We start from the raw sequence: 22,557 nt of genomic DNA, 5'->3' as shown, positions 1-22,557 counted from the left end.
ATATGATTAAGATCGGTAGTGTCATAGATGATCGCTATGAAATTTTAAAAGAAGTCGGCCGCGGCGGAATGAGTGTCGTTTATTTAGCAATGGACAACAGGCTCAATAAATCGTTAGTCGTAAAAGATATTCGTAAGCGTGGTAACAGTAACAATGAACTGTTAATTAATAGTTTAGTAGCTGAAGCGAATATGCTGAAAAAACTAGACCACGGGGCTTTGCCAAAGATTTATGACATCATTGAATCAACAGGTGATATCTATGTTGTAATGGATTACATAGAAGGTGAATCTCTTAAAGAACGAATGAAACGGGAGAAGAAGATCCCTGTAAACGATGTGATCGACTGGGGAAAGCAGCTATGTAGTGTTTTAGGCTATTTGCATACGAGAAAGCCAAACCCGATCATTTACCGAGATATGAAGCCCGATAATGTCATGATCACCCCAGAAGGAAAAATCAAGCTGATAGATTTTGGCATTGCGCGAGAGTTTAAGTCCGAGAATACATCTGATACGACTGTATTAGGGACGAAGCTCTATGCTGCTCCAGAACAAGCTTCAGGAAGACAAACAGACGCACGGTCTGATATTTATAGTTTAGGTGTGACTCTCTACTATTTAGTCACGGGTAAATCGAAAGCCGATTCGGAGTTGAAACCGATTAGGCATTGGGATCCGTCTTTACCTGAAGGACTTGAGCATATTATTGCCAAATGTACCGAAGCTGAACCGAATGATCGCTATCAGTCGTGTGAAGAGCTTTTATATGATTTGGAAAATATTAATAAGCTAACAGAAGGCTACCGTAAAAAGTTATTTAAGCAATTAAACCTTTTCTTGATCCCTCTCGTTTTATTCATCGGGTTTACAACGACGTCATCTATCGGCTATTCGGGAATTAAAAATGATCAATTCCAGGATTATATGAATCTCGTCAATCAGTCGAGCCGCTATTTAATAGATGGGAACGAAACAAAAGCAATAGAACTGCTTGAACATGCGATTGCAAATGTCGATCGAAGAAGACCAGAGGCTTATATCAATTTACTCGATCTTTATATTAATAGAGGGGAAGTAGAGGCTGGTCTCGCGAAGATCCAAAGCTATATGAATGACAACTACGGGCGCATTAACTCTAACGACAGCATCTTGTTTAAAGTCGGGATGACGTATTTTGACTACAAGCGAGATTACACAACGGCTCTACGTTTCTTCCAACAAGTGAATGAAAATGAAATACCAGACGTTCGCTACTATAAAACGTTAGCGACGATTATGGGCAATATGAATATTGATTATGAAGTGTTTACAGAGGAACTGTACGAATTTACGGTATACACAGATGGGTTGCCGAATGGAGTAAAGAAAATTGATAACTACCATTCGTTAGCCAACATATACGGTTCGTATAAAGGGCAGATCCCAGGTGCTAACACATTGATCATCGAACTGATCAATAATGCTTATGGTATTTTAGAACGAATTGGTGATGACCGCCTCATCTATACGTACGAATATGATTTTGAGCATAAATTAGCACAAGCTTACCATAGTCGAGCGATTAATTCTTCTGACGTTGAAAGTGCGCGAGAAGACTTTTTACAGGCAATTGAGCATTACCACAATATTATTGAGCTAGACGTACAAAACCTAGAGGAGGCAATCGTACGGATTGGTGTCATCTATCAACAAATGGGTGAAAACTCCCAAGCGATTGAACAGTATCGATTAGCAATCAGTCATTATCCAGACAGCATCGATGCGTATGTAAGGTTAGCCAATTTATTACTCGACATCGAGCAAAATAAATCAGAAGGTAAGCGTAACTTTAAAGAAGCAAAGCGTGTGTACGAGCAAGCTGGTTCCTTAGAAGAAGCAGATAGTAATGAAGGTTTTAATCGATTAACAAGAAGGCTAAACAATTTAAATGCACTAGGTAATTAAGGGGGTGCACAGCAGTTGACTTACCAACTCATGTTTTATGGTGGACTGGCTGGAGCCATTATAACACTAATCATAACTATTATTATTTTTATTAAGTTTCAAATAAAAGAAGTTTTAGAGGATTTATTTGGTTTTAAAAAGTATAAAAAAAATCGCAACAGGTTTAGTTTTGACAAAGAGGAAAAACAGACGACAAGTCAAATTAAGTTGCGAAAAAAAGCGGATACGAATCCACAGTTAGCTAGTACAACAGAAGTATTAAGTGATGAGGTAGAGTCAACCGAATTATTAGGTGGCCTCGAATCGACAGAATTGTTAAACGGAAATCACTTAGAAACGACAACTTTGCTACATGACCATCCAGAAACAACCGCTTTATTAGAAGATGATTTAGAAGAGACAACGATCTTAAGTAATGACATCGAAGAAACAGCGATCTTAGAAGAGGATTTGGCGGAAACTGAAGTATTAGAAGAAGCGGAGCCCGAGGAAGATTTTAAAAAGCTCGTCGATGTTATGGTCGTACACTCAGATTTAAAAATTAAATAAGGAGGAAAGGTCATGGTAGCAACTATAGTAGATGGTTATAAAAAGAATAAGTTTTTAGTAACCATTCCTGTCTTAGCATTATTAATAGTATCGTTCATTTTATTTAATAATAAAGCTTTTTCAGTAGATGGAATGTTTGTCGAATACGTCAACGGAAATCAAGGAACGGCGGATAGCTGGAACATGGAAAAGGAAGCTTTTCAAAAAGAGTGGTTTACAGATGAAACCCCTCCTAGCTTTATCCTCAATTTAAATACGAAAATCGACACTGACGTAGATCGGCCGTTCACGGTAGAAGCGAAGTTTGGAAAAACAGAATATGCCGATGCCGACTTAGCGATCAACAAAGTCGATCAAGCGGGGAACTATCGAGTAACGATACCAGCGCCTGCTGATGGCAGCAATGGTCAATACAATATCACCATTGCGATAGAAGAAAATGAGTTAGGACTTCCACCTGGAGCCCACCGGTTTACAATTACTCGTGATGCTACATCTCCAGAAGTGGAAATTAAGGGTGTAGAGGACGAGGCATATACAGAGGGTGACGTCGCGATCGGCATAACAGTTAAAGAGCAGCATGTGTACGAGAAGTATGTATCTGTAACTCGAAACGGTGTTGAGTACCGCGACCTCCCAAGCTTTCAAGCAAAAGGAAATGACACGTATCTACTAAACTACAAGTTTACGAAAAGTGGTCAATATGAAGTAAACGTAATCGTTAAAGACAAAGCTGGAAACGAAACAGTCCAAAATAAAGTCTTCACTATTAGTAAGGGCGAGCCAGAAGTCGCATCCCCTGATAACAAAGCAATTTTCGCACCAAAAGAAGTTGAAGTTACCGTCACGAGTGAAGTTCCACTCGCCAGTGCAACGATAGAAGCACTGAAGGATGGAAAAGCCTTCACATTAAAAGATAAGCAGGCTTTCACTCTATCCAACGACAAGCTGACGGCCACTTGGAAGCATGAGTTCACCGAAGATGGTGACTACGAGTTAACAGTAACGGCAACGGAGGCACATAAGAATGGAAACACGTATGAAGCGTTAGGTCCGATTGCTTTTACCGTGGATGGAACAGTACCAAAGCTTACAATCGCTGGCCTAGATCCGAACGATAACGGCGACACCATTTACAATTTCGCTCAACAAGTGGGATTAACAGTAATCGATAAAAATATTCGTGCAAACAAGATCGATGTAACGGTTACGAAAGATGGACAGCCGTATGAGTTAAACGGATTAAAATGGACGGCTACAGAAGATGGTCAAGGCCTGACAGCTGACTATGAATTTAAAGCAGAAGGTATTTATCAACTGACGTTCAATGCGACGGACGAGGCTGGAAACCGTGCAAACGAGGAAACAAAAGCCAACTTCACAATTGATAAAACGGCACCAAAGCTTACGATCGACAGTAACGGGACCGCTTTACGAAACACGTATAACGCAGAAGAAGCAAAAAATGGAGTCCCAGTAAAGATCAAGATTGAGGATGCCACTCTTGATTTAGCGAAGACACAAGTATCGATCACGAAAAATGGTAAAGACTATTTGAACGTTTCAAAGGACAGTTCGCCGTCGCTTCACTTAAATGAGATGAAGTCGGTTGCAACGTTTGAGTATACGTTTGAGGAAAATGGATCGTATGAAATTGCCGTAGAGGCTACGGATTATTTTGAGAAGGAATCGAAGAAATCTGCTGCTTTTACGCTAGATAGAGATCCGCCAACACTGTCTGTTACTTACGTTGATGGAGACGAAGAAAAAGACATTAACAACAAAGATCAATTTAAACAAGACAAGGTCGTTCGCTTTACAGTTAGTGACAATAATATCGATGAAGATACGATTGAATTAACGGTCTTAAAGCAAGATCTGCAGGATAGCGAAGCTTCTCTATATCTTACTTTAGATAGTGAACAGTTAACAAAGACTGTAACGGAAAATGCGATCGTTTATGAGTATCCTTTTGCAGATGACGGTGTGTATGAAGTTCAGTTTAGTGCTGCTGATAGCGTTGGAAATCATCAGGGTAAAGGTCGAGGCAATGGTAGAAACAAACAAGAAACCGTGGAACTAGAGCCGTTTATTTTTACGATTGATACCGAAAAACCAGCGATAAAAGTAAGTGGTTTAGATACGCTGGCTGGACATAAGTATTATGCGGAAGCAAAAAATGTCACAATTTCGATTGAAGATCTTACTCTCGATGAAGAACAAACGGCAATAAAAGTAACAAAAGATGGTGAAGCGTATATTTCGATCAACGTACCTGAAGAGGACGATACAGACGCTTTCACTCGAAAAAGAACGAACCACTTAAGCGGCGATAACATGATCGCAGAGCTTAAACAATCATTCAAAACTGACGGTACCTACGTCATTTATGCGGGTGCGACTGATCAGCTCGGGCACTCGAACCCAGAAGATGGGGCAGCCTTACAAGAGTTAGTCCAGTTTACGATTGACCAAACTGTTCCTGATATTAAGCTGATAGGGGTCGATCATAATGGTGACCGCATTGATGACAGTGATGAGTCAAAACCTAGTATGTACATTCAAAAAGGTGTTGTTACGGTATTAGTCGATGAGCTTCATCTGAAGGAAAAGTCAGTCACGATTAATGGCAAAAGCTTCACCGAGCACTTCCCGGATGTTGATTGGAATCAAGTATCAGAAACGAGCTACGAACTGACGCTTGATTTTAACCGAGAAGATTTTACAGACAGAAAGTACACCGTAGCTGTTAACGTAACAGACAAGGCAGAAAATCAAGTGAGTGAACGACTGACTTTCTATCTGGATAATACAAAGCCAGTTATTACGCTTACTACAGAAGGTCATATTGTTGATGATAAAAAACCGGTCATGTTTAACCAAAATGGTAAGCTGACTGTAAAAGTCGAAGAAGAGAATTATCGTACGAATCAGGTCGACATCACGGTTAAGAAAAAAGGTGACCGCAGCTTCGAAGATAACCGTTTTAATAACCAATGGAAAAATAGCTCGAAAGATTCAACGCTAACTCTCCCAGTGAATCGGGCAAGTGGGTACGAGGATGGAGAGTATACGATTACCGTTAAGGCGACAGATGCAGCAGAAAATGAAGCTGTGAGCCAATCGCTAACGTTTATTATTGATACGACACGACCAGAAATTAAGCTGACAGGAAAAGACCAGGACGGAGAAACATACAGGGGCGGAAGTGTTAATGAAACGAGACCGACAAATATGTTTATCCGAAATGGGGAGTTGACAGTCGAGGTCGACGAACAAAACTTTAGTACAAACAATGTGACGTTTAGAGTTACGAAAAAAGGCGACAGCAGCTTTAGAGATCCACGCTTTAGAGAGCAATGGGAAAATGACGGGAAAAAGTCATCGTTAACGCTGCCGATCGATAGCAGAAGTGGCTACGCAGATGGGGAGTATACGATTACTATTAATGCAACGGACCGAGCAGGCAATGAAGCCGTTGGCCAAACGTTAACGTTCATCGTCGATAACGTTGCTCCGAACATTACGATTACTGGTGAAGACCATGACGGGAAGAAATATACAGGTGTCGACCGAAACGGGCGTGACCATCAAAGTACACCAAGTATGTATATCCAAAACGGTAAGCTTACAGTTGCTGTTGAGGAAGAGAATTTCAGTATGAATGACGTCTCCATAACCGTCAGGAAAAGAGGGGACGACAGCTTCAGAGATTCCCGCTTTAACAACCAATGGGAAAATAGCGGCAAGAGATCAACGTTAACGCTGCCGATTACTACGGGAGAAACGGGACAGTATAGTGATGGTGTGTACACGATTCGCGTCGTTTCCGAGGATAAGACTGGAAACAAATCAAGCAAAATTTTAACATTCGTTGTCGATACAAAGGCGCCAAATCTGGTGATTGAAGGTCTAGAGGACGACAAGCATTATAATAACAACCGAGTAACAGCTACATTCAAAGCAAGAGATACGAACTTAAACGAAACGAATACGAGGTTGACGATTAGACATGTCAATGCAGGCACGACCGAGGTAGTGCGAATGGCGGATCTAACCAATGGCCGCTATACGTTTACGAAAGAGGAAACGTATGCAATCAAGTGGGAGTCAACCGATCGCGCAGGCAACTATGCAAAAGAAGAATTAACGTTTGTGATCGACCGCACCGCACCTGTTTTAAAAATAGCTGGTGTAGAAAACAACTCCTTCAACCCGACAGCGAAACGCGTAACCGTTTCTGTTGATGAATTTTACTTCGAAACAAATACGGTTGATTTACAGGTGATGAAAAATAATCAACCATATTCTATGGGTACTTGGAGAAACACAGGCAAAGTATCGAGCTTATCGCACAACTTCACAGAAGATGGGTTCTATACGATCGCGCTGACAGCAACCGATAAAGCAGGAAATGGCCCAATCACAGAACGTATCGAATTTACGATCGACACGGTAAACCCTGAGATTGAAATTTCTGGTGTAGACAACGGTGAGTATTACAATGTTGATAAGCCAGTCAATGTAACGATCAGAGATGTTAACCTTGACGTAAATACGATCCGAGTAACAAGAGACGGCAACAATTATCCTGTTGGAGGCTTTGCGATCACCGAAGCAGCAAAAGGCTCTGGAAATCAATCAGTCGCTAGATTTAATCACAATTTCTCACAAGAAGGTGTGTATGAAATTTTTGTAGAGGCGATTGATAAAGCGGGGAATATGTCAACGCAAACGGTTCAATTTACGATCGATAAAACAGCTCCTGTGATCACTCCGAAATTCAGAGGCGAAGGTCGGGTCATTGAAGATGGTGAGTACATCAACCGCGTCTTTACGCCAGAGTTTGCACTTGATGAGAGTGAAGATACAATTGTATCTGTTACATTGAACGACGGACCGAACATTGCAGGCAATATTCCTGTAGCGTCAAAGGACATGGTTTATCATTACAAAGTGCTTGCTACTGATAAGGCTGGAAATGAAACGACGCTAAGCATTAGCTTTACGTTAGATACAACGATGCCAGAATTAGACATTACAGGAATTGTTGACGGCTACTTTAATGAAAACATCACACCGATGGTCACGTATTCTGACTTAAACCTAGATGAAAGTAGAACGTCAGTAACACTTAACAACGAACCATATGCTAGTGGAACGAAGCTGGAATACGAGCAGGATTATGTGCTAAAGGCTGTCATTACCGACTTAGCTGATAATGTAACGAGTCGCACGATCGTCTTCACGATCGACAAAACGGCTCCGATCATCCGCTTTTTAGAGCCGATTAATAACAGGTACTTTAACTTTAGCTTAATTCCAGATTTTATCATCGAAAGCTTAAGTCCGTACGATATTATTGCGATTACACTTAATGGGAACCCGTATACGATAGGCGACCCAATTGAGGAAGAAGGTAAGCACGTTCTATTCTTTGAAGTGAAGGATCGCGCTGGTAATATCCAGACTTTAAGTATTGAGTTTATCATTGATTTAACAGCACCAAACGTCATCTACAATGGGGTTACTGATAATGGACGATACTACGAAACGGTAGCGCTAGATATTTTATTAGATAACCCGAATGATAAGTTTAGAGAGATTTCGATAAATGGTGAAGCGTTCAAAGGCGATGTCGTTGAAGAAAACGGCTATCAAATCATTCGTACGACACTCGATGAAAAGAAAACATATGAAGTCAGTGTCGAAGCGTATGACGAAGCTGGAAACGAAACACAATCGCAAATCACTTTTGAAATCGCAGAAAAGCATATTCTCATCAAATTCTATGAAAACAAACCTCTATTTGCCGCAGCTCTCATTAGCTTACTTGGTGGCGCTACGGGAGGTACGATTTTAATCAGAAGACGAAAGAAAAAAATAGTAGAAGAAGAACTCATCGAAGCAGGAGAAATACCAAGTAGAGAAGAGTAAATGCTTCACTAAAAGAAGAGAGAGGTTGCCAATGGCAATCTCTCTTTTTTTCTAGTTATCGTGATGGTTCGGCAGTATTCTCGTTTAATTAAACGATGTGGCTATTTGTTTTTTCCGCCGTGCCATTGTGTTGAGCCCTCATGCTCATGACAATTAATGCCCTAACGATCGCAAAAATGAGTACATAGGTGAAGACACCTAGACTATTAATCATGATATCAACAAATAACCCCTCTCTGTAAAAGAACGGCTGTGCCAGCTCTGTAGCTGCAGCTAGAAACAGGCCGATAAGTAAAGTAACCCTAATGCTTTTGCAAACCTCGATGAGAAGAAAAGCAAGAATGAAAAAGCAAACAAAGTGCCCCGCTTTTTGCATCATAAAAGGCACGCTCGGACTCATATAGATCGAGATATTGAAAAACTGCGTAAAATCAGGCTGGTTGTTCCACTGAAAGTAAAACGTTTCACCTCGTAATAATCCACTAAAATCTTTCGTACACGTCAAAATAATAATTAAATAGATCCACATCATTAACAATAAAAAATACATTATTCTCCAGCTTTCAGTTTTTATCCCTAGTTTAGACACGATCTGGAGATTTAAGACGTGGAGGGGGGAGTATTTATAAAGAGATTAATAGGGAGAGGGGAAAATTAGGAGAATACGGGAATGAAAGCGAGAGGATCGTGCCCGCGAGAGGAAAGAATTAGGAGAAAGCGGGAACGAAAGAGGGTGGATCGTGCCCGAGAGAGGAAAGAATTAGGAGAATAAGGGAACGAAAGCGAGAGGATCGTGCCCGTGGGAGGAAAGAATTAGGAGAAGGCGGGAACGAAAGGGGTGGATCGTTCCCGTGGGAGGGAAAAATTAGGAGAATGCGGGAATGAAAGGAAGAGATCGTGTCCGCGAAAGGCAAATTAGGAGAATGAAGGAACGAAAGAAGAGCGTTTCGCGCACGAATAGTAAGCAGTTTGGAAAATTCGACGGGAGAACAAGGGCAGCCTACCAACTCAGAAACAACCTAGTTGATACAGCAATTAAAAGAGAAAAGCCATAGGAAGATGATCCTGTGTATATATAATGGATTTCGATAACAAAGAGACAAATAACATGAAATTTTGATAAAAAGTCCCAAAGTTTATATACGTTTGGTAAGAAAATAGTTATAATAGACTTGGATTATTTATGTAAGGAGTTTTTTATGAAAAATGTTATGTTTGTATTGATGATTATACTTTGTATTGGCTTATTAGCTTACGGAAAAGTACAGTATGATCAAAAGTTAAGTGGAATTGCTGAAGAGGCGAATTCGACTATGACTCTAGCAACAAGTCCCAAGGTTAACAATAACATTCAGAATGAACGAGGTGTATTTAACCTAGAAGCAATCGAGGGGATTAACGAGGAATTCAAAGAAAAATTACAGATTGCTATAGAACATAATGAGAGTTTACGTATCGCCATTTTCGGTTCGGAGGCTATGTCGGGTAGCGATCAAATTGAGACTTCGTCGGTCGACATCGTCGTAAAGGAAATCGAAAATACATATCCCAATGAGATGGTAGATATTCAAGTTTTTGAGGTAGGTAATCGAACGACATCCGAGGTCGTTAATGAGGGATTACATGAAGACGTTGTTCATTTTCAACCAGATGTTCTAATTATGGAACCTTTTATTTTGAATGATAACAGCGAACTTATAAGAATGAATGTCTCCTTACCGAATATTACAACTATCCTGGCAGATATAATAGCTGAATCTCCTGAAGCCTTGATCATTTTACAACCGCCAAACCCAGTTTTTCAGCCGAGATATTACTTACAGCAAGTTAAGGAATTAAAAGATTTTGCTCTAAAAAATGAATATATGTATGTAGACCATTGGGAGGCATGGCCTGATATTACCGATGAGGAAATCAATAACTATGTAGAAAATTTACGAGCTAATCAAAAAGGACATGAAATCTGGGCAAGTGTTTGGAAAGAGTTTTTTGTAGGGGAAAAATAGACTAGGAGACTTAACAAATGTCACAACCCAATCCGTTACTTCCAATTTTGTTAGAAGCGTATGAAAAAGGCGAAAAAGATGGCATTGAATTAAAGGACCTAATGAAAGATATTGAACAGCACTTACGTACATTAGTTGACAGTAAAGGGAATAAAAAAGAAGCTACAAGATCGCCAATGGGCGGTTTTGTAGCTTTTTTTGTTTTGATAAATATGAGAATGTAAAACGATCCTGATCGTATGATGTTGTGGATGTAAGAATATATTGGAATTGGATAATCATTTAGTGAATAGTATGGTGATGAAAGGAGTTGGTGTACACCATGACGGATGGAAGACATGAATATTATTCCACAGACCAGACACCGTCGATGCATGAGCAGTGCACGCAGCACATGTATTACCACGTTACCTTTTCAACGACAGATGGACAACACTATGATGGAATTATTGAAGACGTTGGCGCGGACAGCATAACGGCACTAGTTGGCGAGGATGTTCTGGACCGAGAAGGTGAAGAAGGAACATTTGACCGGCAATATGGATATGGTTATGGTTATCCAGGAAGGTATAGACGCTTTAGACGACGCCAATTTCCTCTGGCTGCATTAACTGCACTAGCGCTATTACCGTACGTCGTCCCACCACCGTATCCTTATCCACCATACCCATATCCTTATCCATACCCGTATTTCTATCCATATTATTGATGAAAAAGATCAACAACAACAACAATTTGGTGCCAGGCACCATTGAGGTGGTGCCTGGCACCAATTATTAATAAATTAATTTTAATCTTTATAATCCCACAATAATCTCCATTCCCGCTCTTCTCTAGCAACGAACACCTCTTGTTTGAAGTAAAACTTCCCGTATTTTCCGTGATACGATTTCGTCACGGTTATGTTATAAACCGTATCAATTGGCTCTGCATCATTGGTGATTTTCCAGTTTCGTTTCTTACTTGGACTGCTTAAAGAATACTTAAAGGTATCTGCCCCAAAATGACTCATAAAAACGTGAGCCCTGTCTTGAATATAGCTCGCCTTAGGAAACCGTCCTTGGATTTCAGGGTGGAGTAATTCCCAGGAAGAAGAAAAGCGACCTTGCTGCTCTAATTTATAAAACTCATTGACAATTTTTTGCGCTTGATTGGCTTGAGATGGCCACAATAATAAGATGATCACTGCTACTAAAGCAATAGGGATAATGATGAATAGTTGTGGTGGGAGTTCTCTTCTTCTGAGCATACCAAAACCCCTTGTCTAGATGTTTTATTCCATCATATTCACGTTCTTTGTAATTTAGTATGGACAAATTGGCTGAGGTTGGAAAAATTTAAAGGGAAGATAACGTCTGTGGGGAAGTCGATATATTAATAAATTTTTATGTTAAAAGAAAAGACAATCCACAGTGGATTGTCCAATAGAAATTAGAAGAATAATTTCAATCTTTTTAATTCGTTTCTGCGATTTTTCATAAATAATTGTCCTTCGTCAGACTTAAACACCTTAATTCCGATCAAAGATAGTGGTGTCCAGATTGATTTCAATTGGTACAATGGCATCTCTATCACCTCAAATCTAGTAATTTAGATTTTCCATTTTTCTCGTTCGTTATATAGCATTATTCTACCATACAAATAGTAGAAACTAAACAATTTTTTTACTAAATTTTGAAATTTTTATAGATTGGTGGTACATATAGGATAAAATATACAAATATTCAAATAATTATTGGTGGTCATAGTGTGGGGTAACAGTACTATTGAACCGTGTTGTAGAGAAATTAGATGGTTTTCTGGAGAATGGGGCGTGTATAACTTAGCTAGAAAGGTGCAGTCATTTAAATGAAATGGTGCCAATGGAGGAAAGACATTATACGCAATATGTAAATTATTATGTGATAAAAGCTAAGTCTAAAGAGGGGTCAAGTAATGCTAGAATTTATTCCCCAAAAAAGTTTTCAAAACGAATACAAGGAAGACTTATGTGCTTTGCTTCGATGAGCATAAGCCTTCCTCACTAAAAAGAAAGGAGCACTATCTAGCGTCCATTGTTGCTAAAAGTACCAATTAGTTATGTTTGTTCGATTTACGCATTTTTTCTTTTTTTGATGTGCTCGGTTTTCCTCCAGCACGAGAAGTAGGGTTTTCTGCATTAGCGTGCTCTACGGCTTGTTCTAGTTCTTTTTTCATGATGGAAACCTCCTCAATGTAAATACTGCTTTCATGAAATAGGTTTCCCTAAAGAATTGTAAATATAACGGTGCCAGGCACCTTTAACATAATAAAGCGTTAAAGGTGCCTGGCACCAATTATTTTTATTTATGGAATTCGATTAGTGCGTTTAGGAGTGCTTCTGATGCGTCTTCGTAGAAGCGGTCTTGCTTCATCATCGCTGCGTCACTTGGATTTGTGATAAAGCCTAGTTCAACGAGGATACTTGGAATTTTCGTGTAACGTACGACCCCGAAGTTTCCTTCTTTGACGCCACGGTCACGCGTTTTTAACTGTTGGACCAGATGCTTTTGAGCGACTTGTGCGAGCTTTTGGCTTTCAGCATGCTGGTTTGATCGGTTCCAGAATGTTTCTGTACCGTGTGCTTGTGAATTAGATAAAGAATTTGTATGAATACTAACAAAGGAATGTCCATTTGCTCGGTTAGCGATATCAAATCGAGAGTTAACAGACACGAATGTATCGGTTGTTCGCGTCATCACGACATTTGCTCCTGCTGCTTCAAGTTTCTTTTGAAGAGCTAATGAGACACGAAGTACCACGTCCTTTTCTCTTAACCCGTTAGCAACTGCACCTGGGTCATTCCCACCATGGCCTGCGTCAATGACAATCGTTTTTCCAGCTAACGCATTAGAAGGGACACGATTATTAGTGGATCCACTACTCGTTTGACTATTGTTATTAACGGTCACTGTTACATGATCGCCATGGATGTATGCCCACTGATTATTATGTTTAATTTTTAACCAGTTGCCGTTTACGTTTGTCTCGTAAATCGATACAGATGCACCACGAGCTAATGCACCGACTCGAGTTCCTGATGTTGATGGCGTTTGTCTAACATTGAGAGTTGTAACATTAACTGCACCCGTTGTCACAATGCTATTCGAATTACTGCTATTATTTGAAGAATTACCACTATTACTATTACTTGAGCTAATCGTTACATAGTCACCATGAACGTAAGCCCATTGGTTATTTAGTTTAATTTTCAGCCAACCACCATTGACGTTTTGCTCATAAATAGAAACGGTCGCCCCGCGATTAAGAGATCCGACTCGAGTTCCAGAAGCCGAGGCTGTTTGACGGACATTAAGTAAGTTGACATTTACTGTACCTGTCGCTATGACCGTATTGCTGTTATTGTTATTACTATTGTTTGAGGAACCACTATTATTATTTTGATTATTGTTGCTCACAGTCACTGTTATATAGTCACCATGAACGTAAGCCCATTGATTGTTCATTTTAATCTTGAGCCAGTTGCCATTCACGTTTCGCTCATAAATAGAAACCGTTGCTCCGCGGGCAAGGCTACCTACACGAGTTCCTGAAGTTGCAGCCGTTTGTCTGACGTTAAGTGAGTTCACATTAACTGTCCCAGTTGCAATAATGGTGTTCGAAGCATTTGAGCTTGAATTATTTGAAGAAGAGCCGCTGTTACTTTGATTGTTTGAGCTAATGGTCACATAATCACCGTGGACAAAGGCCCATTGATTGTTCATTTTAATTTTCAGCCAGCCACCATTGACGTTGCGCTCGTAGATTTGAATGGTCGTCCCTCGAGAAAGACTCCCGACACGAGTGCCTGTAGCCGATGCCGTTCGGCGGACGTTCAACGAATTTACATTAACGGCACCTGTTGCAATGATTGAACTAGAACTACTATTGTTATTATTACTATTATTATTTGAGCTGCTATTATTGTTTCCCGTAATTGTTATGAAATCCCCATGGACGTAGGCCCATTGATTATTTACTCTAATTTTCAGCCAGTTTCCGCTAATTCCCATTTCGTAGATCGACACAGAAGCTCCGCGTGAAAGACTTCCTACACGAGCGCTAGTGGTTGAAGGAGATTGACGAACATTTAATGAGTTCACATTGACCGTACCTGTTGCAATGATAGAACCCGAATTACTGTTTGAGTTATTTGACGAGTTGCTAACAGGAGTGACCCGAACATAATCCCCATGGACATAAGCCCATTGATTGTTCATTTTAATTTTCAGCCAGTTGCCATTAACACCCGTTTCATAGATAGAAATGGTTGCCCCTTGAGTTAGGCTGGCGACGCGAGTTCCAGAAGTAGTCGGAGTTTGTCTTACATTCAGTGAACTAGCTTGAACGGTTCCAGTAGCAATGATTTGACTTTGATTTGCACTTGTATGTTTATCGTAACCAATGTAAAAACTAGAGAGTAGAATAATACATAAACATACGATCGCCCATTTACTTCTAACCATAGATGTTTCTCTCCTATTAAAATTTTTTAGAGACTCTTAAAAATTTTTAAAAGATTGATAGTTTTGTTCAATATATTGAACAATGTGGGGTGTCTTTTTTTATTTTTTTAGTTTAGATGTTATCTCTGCTAACCCGCTTGCTAACCAGTGCCATAGTTATGTTATAGCTGGAGCGCTATCTGTACGAGGTTGTTTAGCCTTAGTTAGTGCAAGTGAAGTGAAGGTTAGGAGCTATGTGTTGGCAAGCCAATTGTTTATGTCACCGTAGATGCATCATCAGTGTTAAAATAGCGACCTCTGGGTCCTATTACAGACTGCTGATCGAACAGCGCATCCTTCCGCTTTCAAATATGTATCTATCATTATCCAAAACTAAGAAAATACTTCCAAATCGTGTCGAGAAAAATACCTAATCCACCGAGAAAAATTCCCAGGCAAGCAATACTGACAGGGGATCCCCATTTCACATCTTTCATTCCATAGACCTCCTTTCAAAACTGGAGTTATGTGCAATTCACAGGCAGGGAGAAATGCCTTCATGGTATAAGAAAAGAAGTGCTTGCCTGCGCTGTGAACTTTTGTGTAATCAGACAACTCGTCTATATGCAAGACTAAAGTCTGATGAAGGTATGGTTAAAAGTGGTTAATAGTAGTTATGAAGGAATAATTTAGTATTAAAGTTATCTTATCGCATGAGACAAATTCCGTAAAGTTATTGTCGAACAATAACGACTTTAGTCACGGTCTTGTTCAAGGTATTCTACGTCTCCTGTTGAAATAGAGGCTTGGCCGCTCGTTAAGTTGGTCATCCAATCAATAAATGAGTCGGTCTGTTGTTTTTCAACATAGGCTTGCACTTCAACTTGTTCAAGGTAATTAATCTCTTTTAAAATGTAGGGGGATTGACGAAGTTCATTTTCGACTTTTCCGAGCCAATGATAATCGATGGTCGTATGAATGACTTGCATTAATTTACGTTCCACAATGCCAACAGCGTTTAGACCTTCGCTCGTGGCACTTCCGTAGGCCCGAATTAAGCCTCCTGCGCCGAGTTTAATCCCACCAAAGTAGCGAGTAATAACGACTACAGTATCCTTTGAACCGCGTTTTTTAAGCACTTCAAGCATAGGAACACCAGCAGTCCCACTTGGTTCGCCATCATCGTTTGCTTTTTGAATTTCATCGTTTTCGCCAATGAGATAAGCCGAGCAGTTATGGGTTGCGTCCCAATGTTTTTTCTTTATTTTATCTATAAATTGAAGAGCTTCCTCTTCTGTTGTTGCTCGATCAATGTAAGTAATAAATCGGGAACGTTGAATATTGATCTCGTGTTCCCCATAACCTTTGACAGTCAAATAGGATAGTAACAATGGAACCCCACCTTTATATTCATTATGTTTAAGTTGGCTATTGATTTTTCCGCAAAGTATTATGTATTTTCACACCTGCAGCCTAATGTATGGTATATATTGTCTAAAAATCATACCACAGTTTTACACATCGTCGAAACAGTACTGTAATATTAGAATGGTAAGCTAATTTTGTCCCTAACCTTTAGGTGAGTTATGGTAAAATGATCATATATAATGAAGAACTAATCCGTGTCATAATATATGAAAGACTAATTACTCTCAAATTACTGTTGTTAGATAATTTAAGGTTGGTGGGCGCATTGGCACAAACAGAATTAGAGGTCATAATTAAGAAAACGATTGAGACGGTCGACGAGAGTCGTGAACAAGTCTTTCGAATTGGTGAACAATCTCGAAAAGAGTTTTCAATCTTAAATGAAGAATTAAGAGAAATCCGTATAAAAGTTGCCCAAGTCATTGAACAGAATGACCGAACGCAGCTACATGCACGTTTTTCGAGAAATCGTCTTGCTGAAGTGAGTAAGAATTTTAATAAATATAGTAAAGAAGAAGTAAAAGCAGCCTATGAAACGGCCAATGAATTTCAAGTGAAGTTAGCCGTTTTACAACAAGAGGAAATGCGTTTACGAGAAAGGCGAGACTCGATCGAGCGCCGCTTGGTTTCCCTAAGAGAGACCGTAGAGCGAGCTGAACGATTAGTAGGCCAAATGTCAGTCGTTTATAACTTTTTATCCAGTGACATTCAACAATTAGGCGAACAATTAGAAGAAGCAAAAGAGAAGCAAGAGTTTGGATTGAAGATCATTGAAGCTCAAGAGGAAGAGCGTCGCAGACTTTCTCGAGAAATTCATGATGGACCAGCCCAAATGCTAGCCAATGTCATGCTTCGCTCCGAATTAATTGAACGCACATACCAAGATAAAGGAATCGACGCTGCTTTAGTTGAGATACGAGATTTACGGCAAATGGTGAAATCCTCCCTATCAGAGGTCCGGAGAATTATTTATGATTTGAGACCTATGGCACTCGACGATTTAGGATTAATACCTACTCTTTCTAAATACCTAAAAACGTTTGAAGAACGTACAGGAATAGCCATTAGGTTTAGTAATATTGGAAAAGAACGTCGTTTACAGCCGAGGCTTGAAGTTGCCTTATTTCGCTTAGTTCAAGAAGCAGTTCAAAATGCCTATAAGCATGCAGAACCAAAAGAGGTCCAAGTAAAAATTGAAATTAAGCTAAACAAGGTTATAATAATAGTTAAGGACGATGGAAAAGGCTTTGACCAATCTGTAAAAAAAGAAGGGTCCTTTGGCTTGCTTGGAATGAAAGAGCGGGTCAATATGCTAAAAGGCGCAATGACCATTCAGTCAAAAATTAATGTAGGTACAGCTATTCTAATCGAAGTACCTATTTAAAGCTTTTTTAATTTTTCCGGTGAATGTAATGACAAAGTCGTAATAGAAGCAGTTAACGTTTATGAGAGGTGAAACCTATGTATATGAATAAAGATCGTAATATTAAAATCGTGATCATCGATGATCACCAGCTTTTCCGTGAAGGTGTAAAACGTATTTTAGCAATGGAGGACAACTTTGATGTTGTCGCAGAAGGTGAAGACGGGGAACAGGCATTAGCTCTAGTAGAGGAGCACCAGCCAGATGTTATCTTAATGGATATTAACATGCCTAAGGTTAATGGTATGGAGGCAACTCGTGAATTAATTCAAAAGTACCCAGACGTAAAAGTATTAATCCTATCTATTCATGATGATGAGTCCTATGTTACTCATGTCTTGAAAACGGGTGCTGCAGGCTATCTATTAAAAGAAATGGATGCCGATGCACTAATTCAAGCTGTACGAGTTGTTGGTGAAGGTGGGGCATACATTCACCCGAAAGTAACACATAACTTAATTAAAGACTATCGCCGTCTAGCAAATGAAGATGAAGCGGAATCTTCTGAAATTGGCTACCGTGAAGTTGAGTACCGCAAGCCGCTTCACATTCTAACGCGTCGTGAGTGCGAAGTCCTTCAACTAATGACAGATGGGTACAGTAACCGAATGATCGGTGAAGCACTTTATATTAGTGAAAAAACGGTTAAAAACCACGTAAGTAACATCTTACAAAAAATGAATGTAAATGATAGAACACAAGCCGTTGTTGAATCCATTAAAAACGGTTGGGTTATGGTGCGCTAATAATTAGGATCATAAAGGGTAGCTTTGCTGTGCGCAAAGATGCCTTTTTTTATGTTTTGAACGAGATAAGCTTGTTGTTAGGTGAGAAGCGTCAGTTCTTTTATAATTCGATGTTAAGGTATAGAGTCAGTAATTTAATACTCGAAAGGTATATTAAGTTGGCCAGAAGAGGATGTTATTTTCTAAGTAATGATAGTTGGTGACTATACCTATCCCTCCTATTTTATAGCAGGGATATTGATCAAGTTTGTCGAAACAGAAGAGACATCATCGTTTGTTGAAAATTCAGATGACGTAATATATACATACCATACATAAAAGTGAGGTCATTTCGTTGAGTAAAATTGCTATTGTCACAGACAGTACAGCGTATTTATCAGAAAGCTTACGTCAAGAAAAGAATATTAAAATGGTGCCCTTAAACGTTGTTTTTGGGGATGAAGCAATCCAAGAAGAAATAGATATTACGGCGAGCGAATTTTATAACCGAATGAAAACAACAGAAAAGCTGCCGACGACTTCACAGCCAGCGATTGGCCTGTTTGTTGAGTTATTTGAACAGCTTAAGCGTGATGGCTATGAGGCGGCGATTTGTATTACGTTATCGAGTGATATTAGTGGAACGTTCCAGTCGGCGATGAGTGCTGCGGAAATGGTAGAAGATTTTACAGTGAAAGGCTTCGATTCGAAAATCAGTTGTTCACCGCAAGGCTATTTTGTCCTTGAAGCGGTTAAGCTCGCAAACGCTGGGGAAAATCTAGAAGAAATCATTGCTCACCTTGAAATCATGAGAGATAAAGTGCATGCGTATTTCATGGTCGACGATTTAAATCATCTTCACCGCGGTGGTCGCTTAAATGCCGCACAGTTATTTGTTGGAAGTCTGTTAAAGATCAAGCCAGTTCTTCATTTTATCGATGGAAAAATTCAGCCATTTGAAAAAGTTCGCACTGAGAAAAAAGCGCTCTCGCGGATTTACAGTCTGTTGGATGCGGGAGTGGCTGGAGAAAGCGCAGCGCAAATTACGGTCATACACTCAAACCGTCAAAGTGATGCCGAGAACATCGTTGAAGAGTTAAAAGCAAAATACCCAAATGCAGAAGTAGGGATTAGCTACTTTGGTCCTGTAATTGGGTCACATTTAGGCGAAGGTAGTCTTGGGATTAGCTGGTATGTAGGATAAAATACACATGAAATGTTCATAAATTTAAATAAAATTGGGCTGTTTTTAAATTTGTCACTACAAGTCCTAAACCTTTTGTCGTATACTGTCGATATATAGAATGTATCATACGAAAAGGGCAAAATCATTGAAAGATGATGACGCAAAACTAGAGGGGCTTCATTGAAGGAGTTCTTTTCAATATGCCAGCCAGTTACCGAACTGATCGTCCTCCGTATGATGTAATTGCGATAAAAGGAGGTATGGGACGTGTACACAACGCCTGAAGAAATTCAACGAAAAAGAAAACGAAATCAACTAATGGTGAATTTCGTTGTCATTCCAGTAGTTGCCGTGTTAGTCGGAGCTCTAGTAGCACTACTAGGAGGCGCCTTATAATGAACGATAAAACTTCCGCATGATGATTGTGCGGGAGTTTTTTTATTTTGCTCTCGGGGAGAAGGGTGGGAAGGAGGCCGATGGTTCCCGAGTGGAGGGAGAGATGAAGGAAGAGGGAACTAAAGAGCGTGAATGGTTCCCGAGTGGAGGGTGGGATGAAGGAAGAGGGAACTAAAGAGTGTGAATGGTTCCCGAGTAGAGTGAAAAAGGAAGGAAGAGGTAACTAAAGAGAGTGAATGGATCCCGAGTGGAGGGAGAGATGAAGGAGGAGGGAACTAAAGGAGCTGAATGGTTCCCGAGCAGAGCGTGGAACGAAGGAAGAGGGGACTAAAGAGTGTGAATGGTTCCCGAGCAGAGTGAAAAACGAGGGAAGAGGGAACTAAAGAGCGTGAATGGTTCCCGAGCAGAGTGAAAACCGAAGGAAGAGGGAACTAAAGAGCGTGAATGGTTCCTGAGCAGAGTGAAAACCGAAGGAAGAGGTAACTAAAGAGCGTGAATGGTTCCCGAGCAGAGTGTGAAACGAAGGAAGAGGGAACTAAAGGAGCTGAATGGTTCCCGATTGGAGGGAGAGATGAAGGAGGAGGGAACTAAAGAGCGTGTATGGTTCCCGAGTGGAGGGTGAAATGAAGGAGTAGGGAACTAAAGAGCGTGAATGGTTCCCGAGTGGGGCGAGAGATGAAGGAGGAGGGAACTAAAGAGCGTGAATGGTTCCCGAGCAGAGTGAAAAACGAGGGAAGAGGTAACTAAAGAGCGTGAATGGTTCCCGAGCAGAGTGAAAACCGAAGGAAGAGGGAACTAAAGAGCGTGTATGGTTCCCGATCAGAGCGAAAAACGAAGGAAGAGGTAACTAAAGAGGTCGAATGGTTCCTGTGCAGAGTGAAAAACAAAGGACTCGGTAACCAAAGGAAAGAAATTTATAAAAAAACAACAAACTTAATAAAGGAAATCAGCACATCACGTGGTAAGTAAATAAGTGTCTCAATTTCATTAAGGTGGTGAGCTCTTTGCGTTTTGCTTTTGTAGTAGCGGTTGATGGAGGCGAGCGTCTTGTCCCTGAACCGTTAATAAAAAATACCGCTCGATCCTCTATCATTCACCCTCCGACCTCAATCGGTAATCTGCCGTCCTTGCCCTCTGTCCCCCTCAATCGGCAGTTTTCTTTTTCATTCTCCATCCAAGCGTTTTTATCTGGCCGTGAGCTTCTCCTCGACGAACTTCCTTTTCCAATCCAAGAGATTGACGAGCATTATCAAAATGGCTACATTGAGTATGGTCATGGAATTGACTTTAGCTCAGGTCGTCCGTACTGCAGGCGCTGTGGAAACTATGCTTCCGATCGCTTCGCTTCCTTCATGTGCTCCCGTTGCTTGCAACGATGCTGCTATTGTCGAAAATGCATCATGTTAGGGCGAGTCTCCCAATGTACACCGCTACTTCGCTGGACAGGGCCTGTACCTGAAAATCAAGCAACCGAACATCAGCTAGCTTGGAACGGCGATTTATCCCCTGAACAAGCAGCAGCTTCACAAAAATTACAGGAGTCAATTCAAGAAAAGACCTCATTCCTCATTTGGGCAGTATGTGGCTCTGGAAAAACAGAGATGCTGTTCGAAAGCATTTCCGAAGCCCTCTCCCAGCAAAACCGCGTCTTAATTGCGGCACCACGCACAGATGTAGTCGTCGAATTAACCCCACGATTAAAAGCGGCATTCCCCAACACTTCGATCGTCTCCCTTTACGGAGGAAGTGAGGACCGTGGCAAGAACGGCCAGCTCTTTATTTCAACGACTCATCAACTGCTTCGCTATCAGAATTACTTTGACGTCATCCTTGTCGATGAAGTCGATGCCTTTCCTTATTCTTTTGATAAAAGCCTTCAATTTGCTGTTCACAAAGCGCAAACAAAAGACGGAGTCACTGTATTTTTAACCGCAACCCCCTCACTAGAGCTAAAAACATACCCACATATCAAAGTCCCAAAACGCTATCACGGCTACCCATTACCTGTCCCTAAATTCCAGTGGTGCGGTAACTGGAAGAAAACCATCACCAAACACCGCCTCCCACAAAATGTAGCCGATTGGTTAACAGAACGAGCCGAGCAGAAAAAACAAGCCTTTTTATTTGTCCCAACGATTGAAGTCGCAGAACAGCTCGTGCCGATTGTAAGCAAATTAAATCTTTCATGTGAAAGTGTCCATGCCGAAGACGACCACCGGCATGAAAAAGTCGCCAAGTTTCGAAGCGGGGAAACGCAAATACTCATTACAACGACAATTTTAGAACGAGGGGTAACTGTTCCGAACATTGATGTCGCCGTCCTCGGTGCGGAGGAAGCAATTTTTACAGAAAGTGCGCTCGTGCAAATTTCGGGGCGCGTCGGACGCCATAAAGATTACCCAAATGGTGATATAGTGTTTTTTCATTACGGAAAAACGACAGTGATGGTAGCAGCCAAACGCCATATCGTGCAAATGAATGAGGAAGGTGGTTTTTAG

General features: G+C 40.5%; 17 protein-coding genes and 1 riboswitch. Of the genes, 12 read left to right on the top strand and 5 right to left on the bottom strand.

Going from position 1 to position 22,557, the window contains the following annotated elements; genetic code table 11:
* Positions 1-2 precede the first annotated feature (2 nt).
* From GKP30_RS15600 to GKP30_RS15590, 3 genes are read left to right on the top strand one after another with little or no spacing between them, the layout of a single operon-like run.
* Positions 3-1,946, top strand: coding sequence for a serine/threonine-protein kinase (locus GKP30_RS15600; protein ID WP_216830386.1), 1,944 nt, complete (start codon positions 3-5; stop codon positions 1,944-1,946).
* A gap of 15 nt (positions 1,947-1,961) precedes the next feature.
* Entirely contained in the window at positions 1,962-2,495 is a 534-nt protein-coding gene (locus tag GKP30_RS15595) for a hypothetical protein (RefSeq protein ID WP_216830385.1), read from the top strand.
* A 12-nt stretch (positions 2,496-2,507) separates the two neighbouring features.
* Positions 2,508-8,432 carry an Ig-like domain-containing protein gene (locus GKP30_RS15590; protein WP_216830384.1) on the top strand — a complete coding sequence of 1,975 codons (5,925 nt, stop codon included), beginning with the start codon at positions 2,508-2,510 and terminating at the stop codon, positions 8,430-8,432.
* An 88-nt stretch (positions 8,433-8,520) separates the two neighbouring features.
* On the opposite strand, the gene GKP30_RS15585 is transcribed toward GKP30_RS15590, so the two are convergent.
* A complete protein-coding gene (locus GKP30_RS15585) occupies positions 8,521-8,982 on the bottom strand; it encodes a VanZ family protein (protein ID WP_216830383.1) in 462 nt (153 codons plus the stop codon).
* A 331-nt stretch (positions 8,983-9,313) separates the two neighbouring features.
* Between GKP30_RS15585 and GKP30_RS15580 the strand changes: the two genes are divergently transcribed.
* The 4 genes from GKP30_RS15580 to GKP30_RS15565 all read left to right on the top strand — a co-directional run bounded on the left by GKP30_RS15580 (position 9,314) and on the right by GKP30_RS15565 (position 11,147).
* Positions 9,314-9,487, top strand: coding sequence for a hypothetical protein (locus GKP30_RS15580; RefSeq protein ID WP_216830382.1), 174 nt, complete (start codon positions 9,314-9,316; stop codon positions 9,485-9,487).
* A gap of 144 nt (positions 9,488-9,631) precedes the next feature.
* The gene (locus GKP30_RS15575) at positions 9,632-10,438 is read left to right on the top strand and encodes an SGNH/GDSL hydrolase family protein (RefSeq protein WP_216830381.1); all 807 of its coding nucleotides are present in this window, start codon (positions 9,632-9,634) and stop codon (positions 10,436-10,438) included.
* Between the two features lie 17 nt (positions 10,439-10,455).
* Positions 10,456-10,662 carry a hypothetical protein gene (locus tag GKP30_RS15570; protein WP_216830380.1) on the top strand — a complete coding sequence of 69 codons (207 nt, stop codon included), beginning with the start codon at positions 10,456-10,458 and terminating at the stop codon, positions 10,660-10,662.
* A gap of 98 nt (positions 10,663-10,760) precedes the next feature.
* Entirely contained in the window at positions 10,761-11,147 is a 387-nt protein-coding gene (locus GKP30_RS15565; protein ID WP_216830379.1) for a hypothetical protein, read from the top strand.
* A gap of 81 nt (positions 11,148-11,228) precedes the next feature.
* Here GKP30_RS15565 and GKP30_RS15560 read toward each other — a convergent pair whose 3' ends face one another.
* The 4 genes from GKP30_RS15560 to GKP30_RS15550 all read right to left on the bottom strand — a co-directional run bounded on the left by GKP30_RS15560 (position 11,229) and on the right by GKP30_RS15550 (position 16,292).
* Positions 11,229-11,687: a hypothetical protein gene (locus GKP30_RS15560; protein WP_216830378.1), complete on the bottom strand. Its 459-nt coding sequence runs from the start codon at positions 11,685-11,687 to the stop codon at positions 11,229-11,231.
* 824 nt (positions 11,688-12,511) lie between these two features.
* On the bottom strand, positions 12,512-12,634 hold the full coding sequence (locus tag GKP30_RS23795; RefSeq protein ID WP_268884693.1) for a hypothetical protein: 123 nt from the start codon (positions 12,632-12,634) through the stop codon (positions 12,512-12,514).
* Positions 12,635-12,759: 125 nt separating this feature from the next.
* A complete protein-coding gene (locus tag GKP30_RS15555; protein WP_216830377.1) occupies positions 12,760-14,922 on the bottom strand; it encodes an N-acetylmuramoyl-L-alanine amidase in 2,163 nt (720 codons plus the stop codon).
* Between the two features lie 734 nt (positions 14,923-15,656).
* Positions 15,657-16,292 (bottom strand): YigZ family protein, encoded by a 636-nt coding sequence (locus GKP30_RS15550; RefSeq protein WP_216830376.1) that lies wholly within the window; start codon positions 16,290-16,292, stop codon positions 15,657-15,659.
* A gap of 302 nt (positions 16,293-16,594) precedes the next feature.
* Here GKP30_RS15550 and GKP30_RS15545 point away from each other — a divergent pair, with 302 nt between their 5' ends.
* The 5 genes from GKP30_RS15545 (at position 16,595) to GKP30_RS15530 (ending at position 22,557) form a co-directional block, all read left to right on the top strand.
* The gene (locus tag GKP30_RS15545) at positions 16,595-17,713 is read left to right on the top strand and encodes a sensor histidine kinase (protein ID WP_236035130.1); all 1,119 of its coding nucleotides are present in this window, start codon (positions 16,595-16,597) and stop codon (positions 17,711-17,713) included.
* A gap of 77 nt (positions 17,714-17,790) precedes the next feature.
* Positions 17,791-18,498, top strand: a complete 708-nt coding sequence (locus tag GKP30_RS15540; protein WP_407928625.1) for a response regulator — start codon at positions 17,791-17,793, stop codon at positions 18,496-18,498.
* A gap of 334 nt (positions 18,499-18,832) precedes the next feature.
* Positions 18,833-19,681, top strand: coding sequence for a DegV family protein (locus GKP30_RS15535; protein ID WP_216830374.1), 849 nt, complete (start codon positions 18,833-18,835; stop codon positions 19,679-19,681).
* 107 nt (positions 19,682-19,788) lie between these two features.
* A riboswitch (cyclic di-GMP riboswitch) is annotated at positions 19,789-19,882 on the top strand.
* A gap of 48 nt (positions 19,883-19,930) precedes the next feature.
* On the top strand, positions 19,931-20,059 hold the full coding sequence (locus GKP30_RS23790) for a hypothetical protein (RefSeq protein ID WP_268884692.1): 129 nt from the start codon (positions 19,931-19,933) through the stop codon (positions 20,057-20,059).
* A gap of 1,367 nt (positions 20,060-21,426) precedes the next feature.
* Positions 21,427-22,557: a DEAD/DEAH box helicase gene (locus tag GKP30_RS15530; protein WP_328703170.1), complete on the top strand. Its 1,131-nt coding sequence runs from the start codon at positions 21,427-21,429 to the stop codon at positions 22,555-22,557.

This window comes from Alkalihalobacterium elongatum (assembly GCF_019024285.1).
Classification (GTDB): Bacteria; Bacillota; Bacilli; order Bacillales; family Bacillaceae_F; genus Alkalihalobacterium; species Alkalihalobacterium elongatum.
Note: the sequence above shows the minus strand (reverse complement) of the source record. Positions and strands in the feature narration are given on the sequence as shown.

Bases quoted from the DNA above. Each gene is read 5' to 3' on its own strand.
- GKP30_RS15600 (WP_216830386.1), top strand. From the start codon at position 3: ATGATTAAGATCGGTAGTGTCATAGATGATCGCTATGAAATTTTAAAA.
- GKP30_RS15590 (WP_216830384.1), top strand. From the start codon at position 2,508: ATGGTAGCAACTATAGTAGATGGTTATAAAAAGAATAAGTTTTTAGTA.
- GKP30_RS15585 (WP_216830383.1), bottom strand. From the start codon at position 8,982: ATGTATTTTTTATTGTTAATGATGTGGATCTATTTAATTATTATTTTG.
- GKP30_RS15580 (WP_216830382.1), top strand. From the start codon at position 9,314: ATGAAAGGAAGAGATCGTGTCCGCGAAAGGCAAATTAGGAGAATGAAG.
- GKP30_RS15575 (WP_216830381.1), top strand. From the start codon at position 9,632: ATGAAAAATGTTATGTTTGTATTGATGATTATACTTTGTATTGGCTTA.
- GKP30_RS15570 (WP_216830380.1), top strand. From the start codon at position 10,456: ATGTCACAACCCAATCCGTTACTTCCAATTTTGTTAGAAGCGTATGAA.
- GKP30_RS15565 (WP_216830379.1), top strand. From the start codon at position 10,761: ATGACGGATGGAAGACATGAATATTATTCCACAGACCAGACACCGTCG.
- GKP30_RS15560 (WP_216830378.1), bottom strand. From the start codon at position 11,687: ATGCTCAGAAGAAGAGAACTCCCACCACAACTATTCATCATTATCCCT.
- GKP30_RS23795 (WP_268884693.1), bottom strand. From the start codon at position 12,634: ATGAAAAAAGAACTAGAACAAGCCGTAGAGCACGCTAATGCAGAAAAC.
- GKP30_RS15555 (WP_216830377.1), bottom strand. From the start codon at position 14,922: ATGGTTAGAAGTAAATGGGCGATCGTATGTTTATGTATTATTCTACTC.
- GKP30_RS15540 (WP_407928625.1), top strand. From the start codon at position 17,791: ATGTATATGAATAAAGATCGTAATATTAAAATCGTGATCATCGATGAT.